This is a genomic window from Pseudomonas sp. JQ170C, assembly GCF_035581345.1.
Lineage (GTDB): Bacteria > Pseudomonadota > Gammaproteobacteria > Pseudomonadales > Pseudomonadaceae > Aquipseudomonas.
Genome location: NZ_CP141608.1, coordinates 4,184,511 through 4,205,993, shown reverse-complemented (window position 1 = coordinate 4,205,993; position 21,483 = coordinate 4,184,511). Strand labels below are relative to the sequence as shown.

At 61.4% G+C, this 21,483-nt stretch carries 18 protein-coding genes; 12 read left to right on the top strand and 6 right to left on the bottom strand.

Annotated elements, in window-relative coordinates:
* Positions 1–11: 11 nt before the first annotated feature.
* Positions 12–815, top strand: a complete 804-nt coding sequence (locus U9R80_RS19075; RefSeq protein ID WP_301841657.1) for an MOSC domain-containing protein — start codon at positions 12–14, stop codon at positions 813–815.
* A gap of 50 nt (positions 816–865) precedes the next feature.
* On the opposite strand, the gene U9R80_RS19070 is transcribed toward U9R80_RS19075, so the two are convergent.
* Entirely contained in the window at positions 866–2,794 is a 1,929-nt protein-coding gene (locus U9R80_RS19070) for a transglycosylase SLT domain-containing protein (protein WP_301841656.1), read from the bottom strand.
* Between the two features lie 221 nt (positions 2,795–3,015).
* Here U9R80_RS19070 and U9R80_RS19065 point away from each other — a divergent pair, with 221 nt between their 5' ends.
* Positions 3,016–4,935, top strand: a complete 1,920-nt coding sequence (locus tag U9R80_RS19065; protein WP_301841654.1) for an ATP-binding cassette domain-containing protein — start codon at positions 3,016–3,018, stop codon at positions 4,933–4,935.
* Positions 4,936–4,977: 42 nt separating this feature from the next.
* Here the strand turns inward: U9R80_RS19065 and U9R80_RS19060 are convergent, their stop codons facing one another.
* Positions 4,978–5,421 (bottom strand): universal stress protein, encoded by a 444-nt coding sequence (locus tag U9R80_RS19060; RefSeq protein ID WP_301841652.1) that lies wholly within the window; start codon positions 5,419–5,421, stop codon positions 4,978–4,980.
* Positions 5,422–5,530: 109 nt separating this feature from the next.
* Here U9R80_RS19060 and U9R80_RS19055 point away from each other — a divergent pair, with 109 nt between their 5' ends.
* The 7 genes from U9R80_RS19055 to U9R80_RS19025 all read left to right on the top strand — a co-directional run bounded on the left by U9R80_RS19055 (position 5,531) and on the right by U9R80_RS19025 (position 13,811).
* On the top strand, positions 5,531–5,968 hold the full coding sequence (locus U9R80_RS19055) for a hypothetical protein (protein WP_301841649.1): 438 nt from the start codon (positions 5,531–5,533) through the stop codon (positions 5,966–5,968).
* Positions 5,969–6,479: 511 nt separating this feature from the next.
* Positions 6,480–8,627 (top strand): fatty acid oxidation complex subunit alpha FadB, encoded by a 2,148-nt coding sequence (gene fadB, locus U9R80_RS19050; RefSeq protein ID WP_301841647.1) that lies wholly within the window; start codon positions 6,480–6,482, stop codon positions 8,625–8,627.
* A 29-nt stretch (positions 8,628–8,656) separates the two neighbouring features.
* A complete protein-coding gene (fadA, locus tag U9R80_RS19045) occupies positions 8,657–9,832 on the top strand; it encodes an acetyl-CoA C-acyltransferase FadA (protein ID WP_028945922.1) in 1,176 nt (391 codons plus the stop codon).
* Positions 9,833–9,909: 77 nt separating this feature from the next.
* On the top strand, positions 9,910–10,161 hold the full coding sequence (locus U9R80_RS19040) for a DUF1653 domain-containing protein (protein ID WP_028945923.1): 252 nt from the start codon (positions 9,910–9,912) through the stop codon (positions 10,159–10,161).
* A 100-nt stretch (positions 10,162–10,261) separates the two neighbouring features.
* Positions 10,262–12,874 (top strand): type I DNA topoisomerase, encoded by a 2,613-nt coding sequence (topA, locus tag U9R80_RS19035; protein ID WP_301841644.1) that lies wholly within the window; start codon positions 10,262–10,264, stop codon positions 12,872–12,874.
* Between the two features lie 131 nt (positions 12,875–13,005).
* Positions 13,006–13,527: a DUF6586 family protein gene (locus U9R80_RS19030; protein WP_301841643.1), complete on the top strand. Its 522-nt coding sequence runs from the start codon at positions 13,006–13,008 to the stop codon at positions 13,525–13,527.
* Between the two features lie 50 nt (positions 13,528–13,577).
* A complete protein-coding gene (locus U9R80_RS19025) occupies positions 13,578–13,811 on the top strand; it encodes a hypothetical protein (protein ID WP_010226971.1) in 234 nt (77 codons plus the stop codon).
* A 64-nt stretch (positions 13,812–13,875) separates the two neighbouring features.
* Here U9R80_RS19025 and sulA read toward each other — a convergent pair whose 3' ends face one another.
* On the bottom strand, positions 13,876–14,358 hold the full coding sequence (gene sulA / locus U9R80_RS19020; protein WP_301841641.1) for an SOS-induced cell division inhibitor SulA: 483 nt from the start codon (positions 14,356–14,358) through the stop codon (positions 13,876–13,878).
* Between the two features lie 11 nt (positions 14,359–14,369).
* On the bottom strand, positions 14,370–14,978 hold the full coding sequence (lexA, locus tag U9R80_RS19015; protein WP_301841639.1) for a transcriptional repressor LexA: 609 nt from the start codon (positions 14,976–14,978) through the stop codon (positions 14,370–14,372).
* A 231-nt stretch (positions 14,979–15,209) separates the two neighbouring features.
* Here lexA and U9R80_RS19010 point away from each other — a divergent pair, with 231 nt between their 5' ends.
* Genes U9R80_RS19010 through nagZ form a run of 3 tightly spaced genes read left to right on the top strand, consistent with a single transcriptional unit; the run spans position 15,210 to position 17,515 of the window.
* Positions 15,210–15,923, top strand: coding sequence for a TetR/AcrR family transcriptional regulator (locus U9R80_RS19010; protein WP_301841638.1), 714 nt, complete (start codon positions 15,210–15,212; stop codon positions 15,921–15,923).
* Between the two features lie 46 nt (positions 15,924–15,969).
* On the top strand, positions 15,970–16,494 hold the full coding sequence (locus U9R80_RS19005) for a L,D-transpeptidase (RefSeq protein WP_301841636.1): 525 nt from the start codon (positions 15,970–15,972) through the stop codon (positions 16,492–16,494).
* A 22-nt stretch (positions 16,495–16,516) separates the two neighbouring features.
* Positions 16,517–17,515 carry a beta-N-acetylhexosaminidase gene (gene nagZ / locus U9R80_RS19000; RefSeq protein ID WP_301841754.1) on the top strand — a complete coding sequence of 333 codons (999 nt, stop codon included), beginning with the start codon at positions 16,517–16,519 and terminating at the stop codon, positions 17,513–17,515.
* A 60-nt stretch (positions 17,516–17,575) separates the two neighbouring features.
* Here nagZ and U9R80_RS18995 read toward each other — a convergent pair whose 3' ends face one another.
* Both U9R80_RS18995 and U9R80_RS18990 read right to left on the bottom strand, forming a co-directional pair.
* Positions 17,576–20,911 carry a DEAD/DEAH box helicase gene (locus U9R80_RS18995; RefSeq protein ID WP_301841635.1) on the bottom strand — a complete coding sequence of 1,112 codons (3,336 nt, stop codon included), beginning with the start codon at positions 20,909–20,911 and terminating at the stop codon, positions 17,576–17,578.
* Positions 20,912–20,915: 4 nt separating this feature from the next.
* A complete protein-coding gene (locus U9R80_RS18990; RefSeq protein WP_301841634.1) occupies positions 20,916–21,479 on the bottom strand; it encodes a CsiV family protein in 564 nt (187 codons plus the stop codon).
* Positions 21,480–21,483: the final 4 nt, after the last annotated feature.

Below are 21,483 nucleotides of genomic sequence, written 5' to 3'. Positions count from 1 at the left end.
GGCTGCTCGAAATGCGTCTGAGTGCTCTTTACCGCTACCCGCTCAAGTCCGCACGCGCCCAGGCGCTGCAATCGTCCCCGCTGGATCTGCTGGGATTGAGCGGGGACCGTCGCTGGATGCTGGTGGAACGCGATAACGGGCGCTTCCTGACCCAGCGTGCCTATCCACAGATGAGCCAGCTGTCGGCGACTTATGCCGCTGACGGCGGGCTGGTCCTGGACGCTCCAGGGCGCGAGTCGCTGCATGTGCCGGTCCCTGAGGGTGACAGCAACCTGCGTGGCGTCCTCATCTGGCGCGACACCTTGCGCGTGCCGGATGCCGGTGACGACGCGGCGCAGTGGCTCAGCGAATTCATTGGCAAGGATGTCCGCCTGGTCCATGTGCCTGAGCAGCGCACTCGCTACTTGCCTAATGGCTACGGCCTGAACAGTGATCGAGTGGCCTTTGCCGACGGTTTCCCCCTGTTGCTGATCGGCCAGGCGTCGCTCGATGACCTGGTGCAGCGTGTTGGTCGCCCGCTGGAGATGCTGCGTTTTCGTCCCAACCTGGTGGTGGAAGGGGCCGGCCCCTTTGCCGAAGACGGCTGGAAACGCATCCGCATCGGCGAGATGGAGTTTCGTGTGCTCAAGCCGTGCGAGCGCTGCATCCTGACCACCATTGACCCGCAGACCGGCGAGCGCAGTGCCGACCGCGAACCCCTGGCGACGCTCAAGACGTACCGGCAGAAGGAGGGGGATGTGCTGTTCGGGCAGAACCTGGTGGCTGATGGTAGTGGGGTGTTGGAGGTGGGAATGGCGGTGACGGTGCTGGAGTAGCGTGTAGCTGATGAAGCATCGCGGGGCTTGCCCCGCGATGCTTCATTCAATCACTGGTCGTCAAAGTACCGCTCGTGCCAGTCAACCAGTGGCTGCGGCGAGTTGAGTTTTTGCCCGTAGATCACCGAGTACGACAGCACGTTCTGCACGTATTGCCGGGTTTCATCGAACGGGATCGACTCGACCCACACATCGAAGCTCAGGTGGTCGGCGCCGCGTAGCCACTGCCGCACGCGTCCCGGACCGGCGTTGTAGGCCGCGGAAGCGAGCACTCGGTTACCGTTGAACTGACTGTGCACCTGGCTCAGGTAGGCCGCACCCAGCTGGATGTTCTTGTCCGGATTGAACACCTGTGCCGGTGAGGCCAGCGGGATGCTGAACTTGCGCGCGGTTTCTTTGGCGGTGGCCGGCATCAGCTGCATCAGGCCGCTGGCGCCGACGCTGGAGCGCGCATCTTCCATGAAGGCACTTTCCTGGCGGGTGATGGCGAACACCCAGCTCGAATGAAGGCCGCGCACCTTGGCTTCGCGGACCAGGGTGTCGCGATGGGCCATCGGGAAGCGGATATCCAGGTCATCCCAATACTGCGCCTGGCTGATGGTACGGATGGCCGGGAAGTACCAGCGCATATCGTAGGCAAGCTTGGCCTGGGCAACCATTTCGTCGCGGTTGAAGTGGCGGCTGACGTAGTACCACTCGCGACGCCCATCGACGATCTGGCCGCGGGCATGGAACTCCAGCGCGCGACGGATCCCGGGGGTGTTGCGCACTTTGTTCATCAGTGCCTGGCTCAGCACCAGTGGCTTGTTGTTCAGTTGATACGGGGTCTGCGCACGGTCGGCGGCGAGGAAGCCGTAGAAGTCACGCTCACGGGCCACCGTCTTGTACAGCATTGGAATCTGCGGGTTCTTCGGCTGGGCCAGCTCAAGGCTGCGGGCCTGCCAGTAGCGCCAGCGGTTGCTGCTGGCCAGGTCCTGGGGCAGGCGCTTGGTCAGCTCGTAGGCATCTTCCCAGCGGCCCAGGCGCAGCAGCAGACGCAGCCGCCATTCGGTGACAGTGTTGTCGCGCAGCTCAGGGTCGTAGCGGGTCATCAGGTCGAGGGCGCGCGGGTCATAGCGGCGAGCCAGGGTCAGGCCGATTTCCCGGGCGATCGCGACTTTTTCATCGCGGGAGAAATGCATGCGGTTGGCGTAGTCATCCAGCAGGCTCATGGCCCGCTCCGGGTCCTGACGCGCCAGACGCCGCAGGCCCAGGCTGACCACGTCGGACATCGCCTCGTTGACGGGAACGAAACGGCCGGGTTGGTTGAGCAGTTGCGGCTTTTGCGCCACGTCTACCAACAGGCGTCCCTGGGGGGCGAGGGTGGTGAGGTCTTTGGTCAGGGCAGTGGCCAAGGCATAGTTGCGCGCCTGGGCGGCCAGCTTGATACGGTCCCAGCGCTTCTGTTCGGTGAGCTGGCCTTCGGCGGCCCAGCGGTTGAACAGGGCGTCGCAGGCGGCCGGTTGCGACTTGCCCACCAGCCAGAGTTTCTCGGCGGTGGCGAAGCCTTCGGCGCGCTGGCCGTGGCTCAATTGGTATTGACCATTGAGGCAATCGAGTTCGGTGAAATTCAGCTTGGGATCGTAGTAGCGGTTGAAGGTCGCCCAGTCGCCACGTTCGGCCAGCCAGCGCAACCAGCGCAATTTCATCCAGTTGGACTGGGGCAGGTCGCCGTGGGCGGCGAGGAATTTCTCGATTTCTTCGTTGCTGGCGCTTTTGAGCCGTGCGGTCAGCTCGTCGTAGGCGAGGTAGGGCGTCAGCGGGTAGTCGCGCAGCGCCTGGGCGTAGCGCAGGTACGGGCCCTTGTCGCCCTTGGCCAGGGCGCGCTTGGCCTCGTCGTAGTATTGGCGTTGTACGGTGATATCGGTGGCCTGGGCGACGCTGGCCACGGAGGCCGAGAGAAGCAGGCAGGAAACTAGGCTGAACAGGCGGCTGCGCATGAGACTTCCGGGCAGTTTGACCATGAAAAGTGACGGCGGAGCCAGCACTGTTGGGGTGACATTGCTTAAGCTTAGCCGTTTGCCGACGGCGGATGAAAGCATTGTGCTTGTATCGAGTTGTAATCGGGCAGTCTGTCGTCGGAATAGTCTGTAGGAGCGCCTGCTTAATGTGAAGCCGGCCCAAGTCGGGTAGAATGCGCGCCCGGTTTTTGGAGAAGATCATGACCCTGCTCAAATTAAGCGATGTGTCCCTTGCGTTCGGCGCCATGCCGTTGTTGGACAAGGTGTCCTGGCAGATCGCCCGTGGTGAGCGGGTGTGCATCATCGGCCGTAACGGTACTGGCAAGTCGAGCATGCTGCGCCTGGTCAAGGGTGACCAGAAGCCTGATGACGGCGATGTCTGGCGTGCCCCAGGGCTCAAGATCGGCGAGCTGCCGCAGGAATTGCCGGTGGCCGATGGTCGTACGGTGTTCGATGTGGTTGCCGAAGGCCTCGACGGCGTCGGCGCCTTGCTGGCCGAGTACCACCACCTGAGTCAGAACATCCATAGCGATGCCGACCTGGAAAAGCTCATGCACGTCCAGCACGACCTGGAAGCGCGTGATGGCTGGCGCCTGCAGCAACTGGTCGACAGCACCCTGAGCCGCTTGCAGTTGCCGGCCGACAAAACCCTGGCCGAGCTGTCCGGCGGCTGGCGTCGCCGTGTGCTGCTGGCCCAGGCGTTGGTGTCCGAGCCTGACCTGCTGCTGCTTGACGAACCGACCAACCACCTGGACATCGGCGCCATCGCCTGGCTCGAAGAAGCCCTCAGCGGTTTTGGCGGCGCTGTGCTGTTTATTACCCACGACCGTTCCTTCCTGCAGAACCTGGCCACGCGCATCCTTGAACTGGACCGTGGTGGCCTGATCGACTGGAACGGCGACTACGCCAGCTTCCTGGTCCACAAGGAAGCCATGCTGGCGGCTGAAGAAACCGCCAACGCCCTGTTCGACAAAAAGCTGGCCCAGGAAGAAGTGTGGATCCGCCAGGGCATCAAGGCCCGGCGTACCCGTAACGAAGGCCGGGTACGCGCACTCAAGGCCTTGCGGGTCGAGCGCAGCGAACGCCGCGAGCGTACCGGCAAGGCCAACATCCAGCTGGATGTTGCGGAAAAGTCCGGCAAGCAGGTAATGGTGCTGGAAAACGTCAGTTTCAGTCACCCGGGCGGCCCGCAGCTGGTCAAGGATTTCTCCATGGTCCTGCAGCGTGAGGACCGTATCGGCCTGCTCGGCGCCAACGGTACCGGCAAGACCACCTTGCTCAAGCTGATGCTCGGTGATCTTGAGCCCACTGGCGGCAAGGTCGAGTCCGGCACCCGTTTGGAAGTCGCCTATTTCGACCAGCTGCGCCATCAGCTGGACCTGGAAAAGACCGTGATCGACAACTTGTCCGAAGGTCGCGATTTCATCGAGATCGACGGGCAGAACCGTCACGTATTGAGCTACCTGGGCGACTTCCTGTTCAGCCCGCAGCGTGCGCGTACACCGGTCAAGGCATTGTCTGGCGGTGAGCGTGCGCGTTTGTTGCTGGCCAAGCTGTTCAGCAAGCCTGCCAACCTGCTGGTGCTGGACGAACCAACCAACGACCTGGACGTGGAAACCCTCGAGTTGCTCGAAGAGGTGCTCTCGGCGTTCAAGGGCACGGTACTGATGGTCAGCCACGACCGGGCATTCCTCGATAACGTGGTAACCAGCACCCTGGTCTTTGAAGGCGAAGGCAAGGTGCGTGAGTACGTCGGTGGGTACCAGGACTGGATTCGTCAGGGTGGCTCGCCGAAGTTGCTCGGTGTTTCCGAGAGCAAGTCGGGCAAGTCGGAACTGAACACTGCCGTCGTCGAAGCCGTTGCACCGGCTCCGGCGGCTGCGCCGGCGGTCGAGGCGCCAAAGAAAAAGCTCAGCTACAAACTGCAGCGTGAGCTGGAAGCCTTGCCGGGCCAGATTGACGAGCTGGAGCAGAAGATGGCAGCGGTGCAGGAAGAGATTTCCGATCCGGCTTTCTACCAGCGCCCAATCGACCAGACCAGCGCCGTACTGGCACGTCTGGAGCAGATGCAGGCAGAACTGGATGTTCTGGTGGAGCGCTGGGCCGAACTGGACAGCTGATGAGAGGGGCCCGACGCATGAGGGTGCGTCGGGCCTTTTGCATTACTCGACTTTTTTCTGCAGGCGTACGGCAAGCACATCGCACGGTGCGCCGTGCAGGACGTCGTTGGCCGTGGAGCCCAGCAACAGGGCCAGGCCGTGACGGCCGTGGCTGCCCACCACGATCAAATCGCAGTTCTGGTCCTTGGCCAGTTGATGGATTTCCTGGCGAGGCTGGCCGTAGGTCAGGTGCGAGTCGCCGCGATTGATTTCAGGGTACTTGTTGAACAGGCGCTCCATGCGCTCCTTGGCCTGGTCGAACTGTTGCTGTTGCAGTTGCGAGAGGTCCATCGGTACATCGCCACCAAAGGCCATGGCCATGGGCTCGACAATGTGTACCAGAGAGACCTTGGTGCCCGCGGGTGTCGCCAGTTCACGGGCGCGCTTGATGACCGGGTCGCATTCTTCGGTCAGGTCGACGGCAACCAGAATATGTTCGTAGGGCATGAGTAGCTCTCCTGACAGTTGCATTAGATGAAGTATGGTCGGTTTCAGGCTGATCGCTTCAAACCCCGGCTAACCAGCTCATTTGCAAAGCTTTATGGGAACAACAGATATGACGGTCTGGCTAGTGGTGTCAATCCTTGCGCTGATTTTGAGCCCTTTGGCCTGGTTGCGTCCTTCGCGTAACCAGAGTGGTCGAATGGCCCTGCGCATGGAAGCCCGGCGTATGGGGCTGAACATGCAACTGGCGCCTCAGGAGTGGCCGCACTGGCTGCCCAAGGAGCCGCCAAGCCCTTGCGCGCAATACGTGCGGCCGCGGCGCCAGGGCAGGGCAGACAGCTGGAGCTACTGGCAGACCACGCCCGGTACCTGGCTCAACCAATGGCGCGAACCCTGTGCCGATCCGGTCTTGATGGAGCAGTTCGCGCGATTGCCCGAAAGCGTCTACAAGGTCGAAGCCGGCAAACAAATGGTTGCTCTGTATTGGGGCGAACGCGGCGAATCGGCTGTGTTGCAGGATATTGCCGGCGTGTTGAAAGCCCTGGCCTGATTCGCCCACTCGAAAACCGTCCAATAAAAAGCCCGATTCACGCATCGGGCAGACGGGCCAGGCAGGCCGGAGTAGTGTTGATTTCCTCCCAGTGTAGCGGGCTCCCCGCTACCTGCCGCTTTTTAGAATTCCTCCTTTGTGCGCGTTGGCGCATGTCCATCCTGCGCACGCCGGTGTAAGCCTTTGACCATTATCGTCGTGATGAATACGGGCTGATCACCGAGGCGGGTGTTTGCCTGCAAACAGCAAATAATGACCGTAAAGTCGCGTTTTCAAGCTGCTTTTGGGTATTTGACAACAGCGATTTTTTCGTTGAATGTGTGCGTACCCAAATCAAACGGGCGTATGAATTGAGCGTTTGTATTGTCAGAAGGCTCTTACAGAATCCCGACTATCGCGCTGACGGGTGTGCCTGGCGCAAGGATTCGGCAAACAACGGCCTCTGGCCGGCCGAGTCTTTCACCAGCGTTCGGCGTGTACAGTTCAGCTTCCATATCGTGGAGATCAGTTGATGATTTACGAAGGTAAAGCCATCACGGTTAAGGCTCTTGAAAGCGGCATCGTCGAACTGAAGTTCGACCTCAAGGGTGAGTCCGTCAACAAGTTCAACCGTCTTACCCTGAGCGAATTGCGTCAGGCCGTAGACACCATCAAAGCCGACGCCTCTATCAAGGGCGTGATTGTCAGCAGTGGCAAAGACGTGTTCATCGTCGGCGCGGACATCACCGAGTTTGTCGATAACTTCAAGCTGCCCGAGGCCGAACTGGTCGCCGGCAACCTGGAAGCCAACCGGATTTTCAGCGACTTTGAAGACCTGGCCGTGCCTACCGTTGCCGCGATCAATGGCATTGCCCTGGGCGGCGGTCTGGAAATGTGCCTGGCGGCCGACTATCGCGTGATGTCCACCGGCGCCAAGATCGGCCTGCCGGAAGTCAAGTTGGGCATCTACCCAGGCTTCGGCGGTACCGTGCGCCTGCCGCGCATCATCGGTGCCGACAACGCCATCGAGTGGATTGCCGCTGGCAAGGAAAACCGTGCTGAAGACGCGCTGAAAGTCGGTGCCGTCGATGCCGTGGTTGCCCCTGAGCTGTTGCAGGCTGCGGCCCTGGACCTGGTCAAACGCGCCATCAGCGGCGAGTTCGACTACAAGGCCAAGCGCCAGCCCAAGCTGGAAAAACTCAAGCTCAACGCCATCGAACAGATGATGTCGTTTGAAACCGCCAAAGGTTTCGTGGCAGGCCAGGCCGGCCCTAACTACCCGGCACCGGTCGAAGCGATCAAGAGCATCCAGAAAGCGGCCAACTTCGGTCGTGACAAGGCGCTGGAAGTCGAGGCCGCAGGCTTCGTCAAGCTGGCCAAGACTTCGGTCGCCGAGAGTCTGATCGGTCTGTTCCTGAACGACCAGGAACTCAAGCGCAAAGCCAAGGCCCACGACGAAATCGCTCGTGACGTGAAGCAGGCTGCCGTACTCGGCGCCGGCATCATGGGTGGCGGCATTGCCTATCAGTCGGCGGTCAAAGGCACCCCGATCCTGATGAAGGACATCCGTGAAGACGCCATCCAGCTGGGTCTGAACGAAGCCTCCAAACTGCTCGGCAGCCGTGTTGAAAAAGGCCGCCTGACCCCGGCCAAGATGGCTGATGCGCTGAACGCGATTCGCCCGACCCTGTCCTATGGCGACTTTGCCAATGTCGACATCGTGGTCGAAGCCGTGGTCGAGAATCCAAAGGTCAAGCAAGCTGTGCTGGCTGAAGTGGAAGGTCAGGTGAAGGAAGACGCCATCCTGGCTTCCAACACCTCGACCATCTCTATCAACCTGCTGGCCAAGGCCCTCAAGCGTCCGGAAAACTTCGTCGGCATGCACTTCTTCAACCCGGTGCACATGATGCCACTGGTGGAAGTCATCCGTGGCGAGAAGTCCAGCGAAGTGGCCGTTGCCACCACCGTTGCCTACGCCAAGAAAATGGGCAAGAACCCGATCGTGGTCAACGACTGCCCGGGCTTCCTGGTCAACCGTGTGCTGTTCCCGTACTTCGGCGGTTTCGCCAAGCTGGTCAGCGCTGGCGTCGACTTCGTGCGTATCGACAAGGTCATGGAAAAGTTCGGCTGGCCGATGGGCCCGGCCTACCTGATGGACGTTGTTGGCATCGACACCGGCCACCACGGCCGCGACGTGATGGCCGAAGGTTTCCCGGATCGCATGAAAGACGACCGTCGTTCGGCCGTCGATGCGCTCTACGAAGCCAACCGCCTGGGCCAGAAGAACGGCAAGGGCTTCTATGCCTACGAAACCGACAAGCGCGGCAAGCCGAAGAAGGTCGCCGATGCTTCGGTACTCGAAGTGCTCAAGCCGGTCGTCTTCGAGCAGCGTGAAGTCAGTGACGAAGACATCATCAACTGGATGATGGTGCCGCTGTGCCTTGAAACCGTTCGTTGCCTGGAAGACGGGATCGTCGAAACCGCCGCCGAAGCCGACATGGGTCTGGTCTACGGCATCGGTTTCCCTCCCTTCCGTGGCGGCGCGCTGCGCTACATCGACTCGATCGGTGTGGCTGAATTCGTTGCCCTGGCAGACAAGTACGCCGATCTGGGTCCGCTGTACCACCCCACCGCGAAGCTGCGTGAAATGGCCAAGAACGGCCAGAGCTTCTTCGGTTAAGCGCCCAACGATAGAGAGCGAGAGAATATATGAGCCTGAATCCAAGAGACGTGGTGATTGTCGACTTCGGTCGCACGCCCATGGGCCGCTCCAAGGGTGGCATGCACCGCAACACCCGCGCCGAAGACATGTCTGCGCACCTGATCAGCAAAGTGCTGGAGCGCAACACCAAGGTCGACCCTAACGAGGTCGAGGACGTGATCTGGGGCTGCGTCAACCAGACCCTGGAGCAGGGCTGGAACATCGCCCGCATGGCGTCGTTGATGACCCAGATCCCTCACACCGCGGCCGGCCAGACTGTCAGCCGCCTGTGCGGCTCGTCCATGAGCGCCCTGCACACCGCAGCCCAGGCGATCATGACCGGTAACGGCGATGTGTTCGTCGTCGGCGGCGTCGAGCACATGGGCCACGTCAGCATGATGCACGGTGTCGATCCGAACCCGCACATGTCGCTGTACGCCGCCAAGGCGTCGGGCATGATGGGCCTGACCGCCGAGATGCTGGGCAAGATGCACGGCATCAGCCGTGAGCAGCAGGACCTGTTCGGCCTGCGTTCGCACCAGCTCGCCCACAAGGCGACGGTCGAAGGCAAGTTCAAGGATGAGATCATCCCGATGCAGGGTTACGACGAAAACGGTTTCCTCAAGACGTTCGACTACGACGAAACCATTCGCCCGGACACCACCCTGGAAAGCCTCGCGGCGTTGAAGCCTGCCTTCAACCCTAAAGGCGGTACCGTGACTGCCGGTACGTCTTCTCAGATCACCGACGGCGCTTCGTGCATGATCGTGATGTCGGCCCAGCGTGCCCAGGACCTGGGTATCCAGCCGCTGGCCGTGATCCGCTCCATGGCGGTGGCCGGTGTCGACCCGGCAATCATGGGCTACGGCCCGGTGCCGGCGACCCAGAAAGCGCTCAAGCGCGCTGGCCTGACCATCGCCGACATCGACTTCTTCGAGCTCAACGAAGCTTTCGCCGCACAGGCCCTGCCAGTGCTGAAAGATCTGAAAGTGCTCGACAAGATGGATGAGAAGGTTAACCTGCACGGCGGCGCTATCGCCCTGGGTCATCCTTTCGGTTGCTCTGGTGCGCGGATTTCCGGCACTCTGCTCAACGTCATGAAGCAGAATGGCGGGACCTTCGGTGTCTCGACCATGTGCGTCGGCCTGGGTCAGGGCATTACCACCGTCTTCGAACGCGTCTAAGCGTTTCGGGGAAGGAAGCCGGGGCCTTGTGCCCCGGTTTTTGTTTTTGCGGATTTTTTTTCAAGAGGGCAAGCAACATGCAGATACAACCAGGCGTTTACCGGCATTACAAAGGGCCTGAGTATCGTGTGTTCGGCACCGCGCGCCATTCCGAAACCGAAGAGTGGGTAGTGTTCTACCAGGCCTTGTATGGCGAGTTCGGGCTTTGGGTTCGACCACTTTCGATGTTTCTGGAGTCGGTCGAGGTTGACGGCGAGCAAGTGCCGCGCTTTGCTTTGGTCAAGGCTGAACCCGAGCTGTTTTCGCGGCCCGATGCCGAGGGCGGATAAAGCCCCGCGCTTGACCTCACTGTATTGCCACTATATATAGCGGTGCCGCGTCAGGTACCTGCCGTGTTTTTATTTTCAGTATTCAGGAATTTTCCGATCCATGGGCAAATCGCTGGTCATTGTGGAATCCCCGGCTAAGGCCAAGACCATCAACAAGTACCTGGGCAGCCAGTACGTGGTGAAGTCGAGTATCGGCCATATCCGAGACCTGCCCACCAGCGGTTCGGCAAGCGCCAGCAAGGAGCCTGCTGCCAAGCGCGGCAAGGCCGCCGCAGGCGAGGCACCGGCCCTGTCGCCGAAAGAGAAGGCGCGCAAGCAGCTGGTTGCACGCATGGGGGTTGATCCGGATCACGGCTGGAAGGCCAAGTACGAGATCCTCCCGGGCAAGGAAAAGGTCATCGAAGAACTGCGTCGCCTGGCCAAGGATGCCGACACCATCTATCTCGCAACCGACTTGGATCGTGAGGGGGAAGCCATTGCCTGGCACCTGCGCGAAGCCATCGGGGGTGATGACAGCCGTTACAAGCGCGTGGTGTTCAACGAAATCACCAAGAAGGCCATCCAGGAGGCGTTCTCGCAGCCGGGCGAGCTGGATATTGATCGGGTCAACGCCCAGCAGGCGCGTCGCTTCCTCGATCGCGTGGTTGGTTACATGGTCTCGCCGCTGCTGTGGCAGAAAATTGCCCGTGGCCTGTCTGCCGGCCGCGTACAGTCGGTGGCGGTGAAGCTGGTGGTGGAGCGTGAGCGTGAGATTCGCGCCTTCATCCCGGAAGAGTACTGGGAAGTGCATGCTGACCTCGGTACCGCCAAGGATGCCAAGGTGCGTTTTGAAGTGGCTCGAGAGAAGGGTGAAGCCTTCAAGCCGCTGAACGAAGCGCAAGCCATGGCGGCCCTGGAGAAGCTCAAGTCTTCCAGCTACACCGTTGCCAAGCGTGAAGACCGTCCGACCAGCAGCAAGCCATCGGCCCCGTTCATTACTTCCACCCTGCAGCAGGCGGCGAGCAATCGCCTGGGCTTCGGGGTGAAGAAAACCATGATGATGGCCCAGCGTCTGTACGAAGCCGGCTACATCACCTATATGCGCACCGACTCGACCAACCTGTCGGTCGATGCGGTCGAAATGGCCCGCAGCTACATCGAAAGCGAATTCGGCAAGAAGTACCTGCCGGAAGCGCCGATCGTCTACGGCAGCAAAGAAGGTGCCCAGGAAGCGCACGAAGCGATCCGCCCTTCGGACGTGAACACCCATCCGACCAAGCTCAGCGGTATGGAGCGTGATGCCGAGCGTCTGTACGAGCTGATCTGGCGCCAGTTCCTGGCCTGCCAGATGCCACCGGCCCAATACCTGTCGACTACCGTCAGCGTCACTGCTGGCGACTTCGAGCTGCGCGCCAAGGGCCGTATCCTCAAGTTCGACGGTTATACCCGCGTACTGCCGCAACAGAGCAAGCCGGGCGATGACGATGTGTTGCCCGAGATGAATCAGGGCGAAGTGCTCAAGCTGATCCAGATCGATCCGAGCCAGCATTTCACCAAGCCGCCTGCGCGTTACTCCGAGGCGAGCCTGGTCAAGGAAATGGAAAAGCGCGGTATTGGCCGTCCTTCCACCTACGCGGCCATCATCTCGACCATTCAGGACCGCGGCTATGTGACCCTGCACAACCGTCGTTTCTATTCCGAGAAGATGGGCGACATCGTCACCGAGCGCCTGTCGGAAAGCTTCTCCAACCTCATGGACTACGGCTTCACCGCCGGCATGGAAGAGAACCTTGACGATGTTGCCCAGGGCGAGCGTGACTGGAAGAACGTGCTGGACGAGTTCTACGGCGATTTCAGCAACAAGCTGAAACTGGCCGAAGATGCCGAGAAGGGCATGCGTGCCAACCAGCCGACCCTGACCAATATTCCGTGCAAGGATTGTGGTCGGCCGATGATGATCCGAACCGCGTCCACCGGCGTGTTCCTCGGTTGCTCGGGCTACAGCCTGCCGCCCAAAGAGCGTTGCAAAGCCACGGTCAACCTGGTTCCGGGTGACGAGATTGCAGCGGATGACGAGGGTGAGTCGGAATCGCGCGTGTTGCTCAACAAGCACCGTTGCCCGATCTGCTCGACGGCCATGGATGCCTACCTGCTCGACGAAAAGCGCAAGCTGCATATCTGCGGTAACAACCCTGATTGCACCGGCTATGAGATCGAAGAGGGGAACTACCGCATCAAGGGTTACGAAGGGCCGAGCCTTGAGTGCGACAAGTGCGGTAGCGAGATGCAGCTCAAGACAGGTCGCTTCGGCAAGTTCTTCGGCTGCACCAACGCAGAGTGCAAGAACACCCGCAAGCTGCTCAAGAGCGGCGAGGCGGCACCGCCCAAGATGGATGCGGTGAAGATGCCAGAGCTCAAGTGCGAGAAGGTCAACGATACCTACGTGCTGCGCGATGGTGCTTCGGGCCTGTTCCTGGCAGCCAGCCAGTTCCCGAAAAACCGCGAGACCCGTGCGCCACTGGTAATCGAGATCATTCCACACAAGGATGAAATCGATCCGAAGTACCACTTCCTCTGCGAAGCACCGAAGAAAGACCCCGATGGTCGTCCGGCAGTGATCCGCTATAGCCGCAAGACCAAGGAGCAGTACGTGCAGACCGAAGTCGAGGGCAAGCCGACTGGCTGGCGCGCCTTCTACGACGGTAATGCCTGGAAGGTCGAAGACAAGCGCTGATCACGCTGTATTGATCTAATCGCGGGGCAAGCCCGCTCCTACGGTAGGAGCGGGCTTGCCCCGCGATGCTTTTCAGGCCAGCAGTAGTGTAAATTGACAGATCGCCTTGCAGCCTATCGGAGGGCACCCAGATGGCCCAGGAACTCTATACCCGTACCAACCAGAAGATCTATTTTGCGGGCCTTGCGCTTGAGGCTTTGGGCAAGGCGCAGGAAAGCCGGGCCATGAACGCCCAGGCGTTGATTCAGGCAGAGCGCGAATCAGCGCTGTTCCATCTGTATGGCGCACTGCTGGGTCTGTGCCATGAGATTGCCGGGTTCTATCGTTTGCCCCAGGCAGGTGCGCCACGCGCCGAACTGCTGTTAACGCGTGAAGTATTGGAAGCAGTGGCGATTCCGGAGATGGCCGAACTGGTCGAGCTGGCAGAGCAGCGGGAAACCTGGCTGGCGCAACTGCTAGCAGCTTATGCCGATTTGTTCCGACCGCCGGTCGCGAAAAAAGCGCCAAAAAGCGACGTGACCCAACCCCTGATTCAGGCTGTGAGCCTGGACGAGCCCGAGGTAGCGCCGCTGTCGCGAGAAGAACTGGAAGGCTGGAGGCAGAATCTCAAAGGCCTCACCGTTCGTTTTCGCGAGGGCTTGAGTGAGTGCTGATTGGGGCGGTCGCTGATACAATAGCGGCCTTTCGTGGAGAACTGCCCTTTATGCCAACGTCCTTTCTAGAAATTGTCGAGTTGCCTGATGGCCGGATCGAGTTGCGCCGTGCCGAGGACGAAGGCTCCCTGGTAACCCTGGATTTCTCCGAGGACGCCAAGGCTTTCCTGCAAGGTCAACATGTTGAAGTGGCCAAGGCCATGCTCAGCGTAGGCGTGCAGATGGCTGGCAAGTTGGTAGAAGGCGAAATCGAGCGAGACGAAGGGCCGCGCGTCCTGCATTGATCGTCCTGCCGGCTTCCTCGTCCTGAGGAAGCCTGACGAACCCCATATGAATCAAGCCTGAATATCAGCCGAGGCGGATGTTCAGGCTTTGTGCGTCTCCGGTGCGGGCAGCGTTGCTCAGTTGTTGGCGAGCGCTGCTGCTGACGGTACTCAGCCAGCTGACCACGGTATGGCTGCGGCCCAGTCGCAGGGCATCGCAGGCCAGTTGCAGGGCGCTCTGGTTGCCGCGTGGTTGCAACAGCAGGATGCGCTCGCGATTGAGGCCGGCGTCGCGGAGCCAGGCATGGGTAAGAATGGCGGGAGGGGCAATCAGGGTCAGCCAGCGGGCATCCTGCTCCTCGCTCATCTCGCTCAGTTCACGCAACATGGGGGCCAGGAGGTTCTGGCAGCTACCCAATGCGCCACGAAAGGACAGTTCGCTGAAAACCTGCGCCGTGCCTGCATGGGGTGCTGGCTTGGTGGCTTTCAGTCCGGGCAGAACCGGCTGGGCCAGGAACGCTTCGAACAGGGGCAATTGTGCTTGCTGTGGTGCATGGGGGAACTGCATGACGCCTCCTTTTACCGGCGAATGACGCCGACACTCAAGCCCTCGATCACCAGCTCCTGATCTTTCAGGTTGACTTCGATGGGGGCGAATTCAGGGTTTTCGGCAATCAGCCAGACTCTGTTGCCTTCGCGCTTGAAGCGCTTGACCGTGACTTCGTCACCCAGACGGGCGACCACGATCTGGCCATTGCGGGCTTCGCGGCAGGTGTGCACGGCGAGCAGGTCGCCATCGACGATGCCGACGTCCTTCATGCTCATGCCGTGAACGCGCAGCAGGTAGTCGGCCCGGGGATGGAAGAAGGCCGGGTTGATGTTGCAGGACTCTTCGATGTGTTGCTGGGCGAGAATCGGGGCACCGGCAGCGACGCGACCAATGATTGGCAGGCCGCTGTCTTCGGCCTTGGACTCAAGACCGGGAATGCGGATGCCGCGGGAAGCGCCCGGGGTCATTTCGATCGCGCCCTTGCGGGCCAGTGCCTTGAGGTGTTCCTCGGCGGCATTGGGCGATTTGAAGCCCAGTTCCTGGGCGATTTCGGCGCGGGTTGGCGGGAAGCCGTTGTCTTCCAGGCAGCGCTTGATAAAAGCCAGAATCTCAGCTTGGCGTGGCGTCAGTTTTAGCATGTTGATCGCTCTGTCTTTTTATACAGTGACTGGGATTATATACAGTAGATGGCAAGCTGCAAGCGCCAAGCTGCAAGAAAGGGCGGGGTGGCCGCGCCAGCAGTGGAGAGCGTGTCGGTTGAGGGTGTGGTTAAATACGTGACCGTGTAGCCGCAAAACGGCTGCGCAGGCTTGACAAATCACCGCTTTGAAACGTATGTTTCAAACAAGTGTTTGTCAGGCGGAGTAGTCATGGCCCAGTCGGAAACCGTTGAACGCATTCTCGATGCTGCCGAGCAGTTGTTCGCGGAAAAAGGTTTTGCCGAAACCTCATTACGGCTGATCACCAGCAAGGCCGGCGTCAACCTGGCGGCGGTGAACTACCATTTCGGCTCGAAGAAGGCCCTGATCCAGGCGGTTTTCTCGCGTTTCCTTGGCCCGTTCTGCACCAGTCTCGAACGCGAGCTGGAGCGTCGCCAGGCCCGGCCGGAGCACAAGCCAAGCCTTGAAGAGTTGCTGGAGATGCTGGTCGAGCAGGCGCTGGTGGTTCAGCCTCGCAGTGGCAACGACCTGTCCATTTTCATGCGTCTGCTGGGGCTGGCCTTCAGCCAGAGCCAGGGGCACCTACGCCGCTACCTGGAAGACATGTACGGCAAGGTGTTCCGCCGCTACATGCTGCTGGTCAACGAGGCGGCACCGCGCATCCCTCCCATCGAACTGTTCTGGCGCGTGCACTTCATGCTCGGTGCTGCGGCATTCAGCATGTCGGGGATCAAGGCACTGCGTGCGATTGCCGAAACCGACTTCGGCATCAATACCTCGATTGAACAAGTCATGCGCCTGATGGTGCCGTTCCTGGCGGCCGGCATGCGTGCCGATACGGGCGTCACGGATGAGGCGATGGCCGCCGCGCAGTTGCGTCCACGCAGCAAGTCATCCAGTGCGCAGGTCGCCGCCAAGGCCTGATTCAACGGCTGGGCGCCGCGGGCCGCATCGGCTAAGCTAGCGCCCTATGCCGAGTCTCGATTTACTGCACATCTCCCTCGCCGATCAGTGCCTCTACGGGTTTTCCCGGGGGCAGCTGCGCCTGCGCCTGCCGGTATCCACGGCGTTGAACGGTGCCGGTGAGCGTAACGGCTCAGGCTGTACGCCACGCGGCCTGCATCAGGTGCGGGCGAAAATCGGTGCAGGGTTGCCCCAGGGCGCGGTGTTGCGCGGGCGGCGCTGGACCGGCGAGACCTGGACCCCGGCCCTGCATGCGCTACACCCCAGGCGCGACTGGATCCTCTCGCGGATCCTCTGGCTCAGCGGTTGCGAGCCAGGGCTGAATCGCCTGGGGCCGGTCGACACGTTCCGTCGTTATATTTACCTGCATGGCACGCCCGACAGCGAACCAATGGGCGTGCCGTTGTCCCATGGCTGTGTGCGCTTGCGCAATGCCGACCTTTTGTACCTGTTCGATCACGTGCCGCTGCATTGCCCGGTGCGGATCGAAGAAGCCGCATGCCCCCAATGGGCCGATGCGCCCCTGAATTGAAGGATCATTTATGAGTGCCAGCCTGCAAGGCTCCTTGATGGTGGACATCGCCGGTACCTGGCTGACCGCCGAAGATCGCCAGCTTCTGCGCCAGCCTGAAGTGGCCGGCCTGATCATCTTTGCCCGCAATATCGAATGCCCCCGCCAGGTGCGTGAGCTGACTGCCTCGATCCGTGCCATTCGACCTGACCTGATCCTGGCGGTGGACCAGGAGGGCGGTCGCGTCCAGCGCCTGCGCCAAGGTTTCGTGCGCCTGCCAGCGATGCGTGCGATCGCCGATAACGACAACGCCGAGTACCTGGCCGAGCAGTGTGGCTGGTTGATGGCAACCGAGGTGTTGGCGGTAGGCCTGGACCTGAGCTTTGCCCCCGTGCTGGACCTGGACCACCAGCGTAGCGCGGTGGTCGGCAGCCGGGCCTTCGAGGGCGATCCGCAGCGCGCGACCGTCCTGGCCGGTGCCTTCATCCGCGGCATGAATGCAGCGGGCATGGCGGCCTGTGGCAAGCATTTCCCGGGGCACGGCTGGGCTGAGGCTGACTCTCATGTGGCCATTCCGACCGATGAGCGCAGCCTGGAACAGATTCGCGCGGCCGACCTGGTGCCGTTCGCCCGCTTGGGTGGGCAACTGGCTGCGGTCATGCCGGCCCATGTGATCTACCCGCAGGTCGACAACCAGCCGGCCGGCTTCTCGCGCCGTTGGTTGCAGGACATCCTGCGCGGTGAGTTGGGCTTTGACGGGGTCATTTTCAGTGACGATCTGTCGATGGCCGGGGCTCATGTGGTGGGCGACGCGGCCAGTCGCATCGAGGCGGCGCTGAGTGCGGGGTGTGACATGGGGCTGGTGTGCAACGACCGTGCAGCGGCTGAACTGGCGCTGAGCGCTGCCCAGCGCCTGAAGGTCAAGCCTTCGCCACGCATCGCGCAAATGCGCGGGCAGGGTTTCGCGCGTACTGACTATCGCCAGCAGCCTCGTTGGCTGGAGGCGCTCGGGGCGCTCAAGGAAGCGCAGTTGGTGGATTGATACAAACATCGCCGGGCCAGCCCGCTCCTGCCGCAGGAGCGGGCTGGCCCGGCGATGCGTTCAACCGGCTTTCGTGCCCTTGCGAGTGCCAGGCAAGGGGGCAAACAACGCATCAATGTCCTCTGCTGCCAAGCGCCAATCCCCCGCCTGGCGCCCGTCCAGCACCCCTGCCGCCAGCGCGGACTTCTCCTGCTGCAGTTGCTGGATCTTCTCTTCCACCGTGCCTCGGGTGATCAGCTTGTAGACGAACACCGGCTTCTCCTGGCCAATACGATACGCACGGTCAGTGGCCTGGTTCTCGGCAGCCGGGTTCCACCAGGGGTCGTAATGGATCACGGTATCGGCAGCGGTCAGGTTCAATCCCACGCCGCCGGCCTTGAGGCTGATCAGGAAAATCTGCAGCCGGCCGTTCTGGAAGTCCTGCACCGGCGCCCGGCGATCACGGGTTTCGCCTGTCAGCAGGGAGTAGGCAATACCACGCTGCTCAAGCTCGACCTCGATCAGGCGCAGCATGCTTGTGAACTGCGAGAACAGCAGCACCCGGCGTCCTTCGGCAAGCAGTTCTTCGAGCATCTCCATCAGGCTGGTGAGCTTGCCCGAATGGGCGCCGCGGGCCGTCGATGCCTCGCTGTTGACCAGGCGCAAGTCGCAACAGACCTGACGCAGTTTCAGTAGCGCTTCAAGAATGATGATCTGGCTGCGGGCGACGCCTTTGCGGGTGATCTCGGCGCGTACTTTCTGATCCATGGCCAGGCGCATGGTCTCGTAGACATCGCGCTGGGCATCGCTGAGCTCGACCCAGTGGATCATCTCGGTCTTGGCCGGCAGCTCGGTGGCCACCTGCTCCTTGGTGCGGCGCAGCAGGAAGGGTTTGATCCGCGCGTTGAGGTGTTGCAGGCGCTCGTTGTTACCCTGGCGCTCGATGGGGGTGCGGTAGTCGCGGTTGAAGGCCTTGGCATCGCCCAGCCAGCCCGGCAGCAAGAAGTGGAACAGTGACCACAGCTCGCCCAGGTGGTTTTCCAGCGGCGTGCCGCTCAGGCACAGGCGCTGGCGGGCTTCGAGCTGGCGCGCGGCCTGGGCCGCCTTGCTGCCCGGGCTTTTGATGTACTGGGCTTCGTCGAGGATCAGTACATGCAGCTTCAAGCCCTTGAAGTGTTCCAGGTCTTTGGGCAGCAGTGCGTAGGTGGTCAGCAGCAGGTCATAGTCTTCCAGCTTGTCGAACTGCTTGCGCCGCCCGAGGCCTTGCAGGGCCAGCACGCGCAAGGCGGGGGCAAAGCGCGCCGCTTCGTCCTGCCAGTTGGGGATCAGGCTGGTTGGCATCACCACCATGGCCGGGCGGGTGAGGCGGCCGGCGTTCTTCTCGGTCAGCAGGTGCGCCAGGGTCTGCAGGGTTTTGCCCAGGCCCATGTCGTCGGCGAGGATTCCACCCACTTCCAGCTCGCGCAGCGCCTGCATCCAGCTCAGGCCTTCCAGCTGATACGTACGCAGCGTGGCGTTCAGGCCTTCCGGGGCCTGAGCCGGCTGTCGGCGGATATCACGCAGGCGCTCGCCCAGGTTGCGCACCTGGTCGCCACCTTGCCAGTCCAGCGGTAGGTCTTCCAGGGCGTTGAGGCGGGTGGCGTCAAGCGTTGGCAAGCGCACACTGGCTTCACCCGGTTCGCGCAGGTAGAAGTCGCCCAGTGTCGCCAAAACCGGCTTCAGCCGGCCATAGAGGAGCGCCACTTGCAGGTTGCGGCGTACCTCGCCCTGTGGGGAGGGTATCTGCACCAGCAGGCTTTCGTCGTCGCGCCGCTTGTTCAGTTGGGCGGGGTTGAGCAGTTCCGGGTGGGCACGCAGCACGTTCAGCAGGATAGGCAGCAGGCTCAGGCGCTGGCCATTGACCTCGATACCCACTTCCAGGTCGAACCAGTCACGTCCGCTGGCCTCGTCGATGTGGGCGTACCAGTTGTCTACTTCGGCCAGATTGAAGGCGAAATCGTCGGTGTATTCGATTTCCCAGCCTTGCTCACGCAGGGTTGGCAGGTCATTGAGCATGAAGCGGAGCCAGGCGCCTTCGGTTGCCAGTTCCAGTAGCTCGCCTGCGCTCTCCGGCAGGGCCTTGCTTTGGCGGGTGGCCACTTTGAAGCCCAGGCGCAGCAGTTCCAGGCGAATCAGCTTTTCGGCATCAGCCTGGCGCTGGATGCGCTGGTTGGTATAGCCGTCAAGGCGGGTGACTTCCGTGCCCTGGCGGCCGCTGGCGCGAACGCCGTCATACACAAAGGAAAGTGCAGCGCGATGCTGGTGCTGGCGTTGCATCCTCCCCGATTGCGGCACATAAGCGCTGAACTCGTGGCTGCCCAGAATCAGGTGGGGCGTGGGGGCAATACCGTCGATGATTGTCTCGCTCAATGTTCTAGGGGTGGGGATCTGCCGGTTGAGGGTCTGGATCCGGTGGCTGAAACTGACCACCTGGCTTTCAGGCACCAACGGCGCCAGGGTGAGGGAGGAGGCAATCATTTCATCATAGTCGTGGCTGAGCAGGCCAACCTGGCCTTGTGCCGCATCAACGTAGTACAGCGGTTGCAGCGCCAGTACCAGCTTGAGCATCTTGCCCTGGTGGTACCAGCACCCCCTGTAGTGTTCGCTATCGAGTTTTTCCCAGCGAAACTCGCCCGTGAGGGTCGGGCCTGGTTCGAGCGGTACTTCGTCCGCAGGTAGATACAAGCGTCCGGTGCCAAGTGCGTGTTCAAGCAGTTCGGCGCCTTCGCTGCTTTCAAGTTTCACGCCACTCGAAAAGGCGCCGGAGGCAGCCCTGGCAACCGCCATGCGTAAAAATTTGGCGTCGCTTTCCAGCAGGTAACTCGGGTTTTGTCGCAGTATTTCGTGCGGATACAGGACCGGCTTGAGGTCTGAGAGGCGGCCATCCTTGAGGCGCTTGCATTTGTACGGCGTGATGGTGGCGGTGCCCGATGGCTGGAACTCAAGTCTGTACATCAGGGTGCGCGCACTGTGCTCGGCGGGCTTTTCGGCATCGGAGTCCGATGTCGCCAGATCTTCCAGCCAGCGCTCCAGCGCAGGGCTTAGCTGATCGCCGTCAGTCTGTTGCGAATCCGTCTGTTGTTCGCGGAGCTCCATCAGGTGGTACAAGGCAGCTGCGCAGTGCTTGCAGTCGAAGCCGACCGGACAGGTGCAGTCGGCGTTGAACGTAGACGCGTGCTTGGCGTGCCTCACGCTGATGAATTGGGTATAGACGTTGCCGCCCGAGCCGCGACAGGCCGAGGTAAGGGTGTTGTCCTCCAAGGAGATGACCGTTACCCGGTGCTGCTCGGCATATTTGGACCCTCTCTCCAGCGTCCTGGGGTTGAAGGCGAGGGTCCAGTCGCTGTCCTTGAGCACCTGTCGCAGTGTTTTCGGCATCAGGCTACTGCTCCATCATCTCCGGCGCAGGAGCGGGGGCGCTGACTGGCCGGTTGGCGGTCACTTTCAGCAGCAGCGCCAGGTGGCCGCCGTCCAGGAAGGTCAGTTCGCCGTTCTTTACCGTGCTGTTGCTCTGCTTGAGCTGCTCGCTCTGGATCACGCTGCCGTTGCTGTCGAACTGGTTGACCCAGAAGCTGGCGTCGACGGCGATGAAGCGATCTTCCGTCACGCTCAGGTTGCCCTCGATGGGGAATTGACCGAACTGCTCCTTGCCTTCGCTGATGGCCACGGCGCCGGCATCCTGCTGCCAGGCCTTGTGCAGCAGTACGGTGTACTGGCTCGGGTCGGCGGCAAGCTTGGCGGCCTCATCGGTCATCACGGGCTGGCGGATATCGCCTTCGGCAGGCGCCTGTGCACCGTTGCTCCAGTCTTCGGGGGCAAACTGGCTGGTAATTGCCGGCACGGCGTTCTGCCGCACCAGAATCATTTCGACCTGATAAACGCTTTCAGCGAAGGCCGCCGGAGCGAACAAGGCCAGCAGCAGGGGCAGGCAGCGAATGGCACGCATGGAT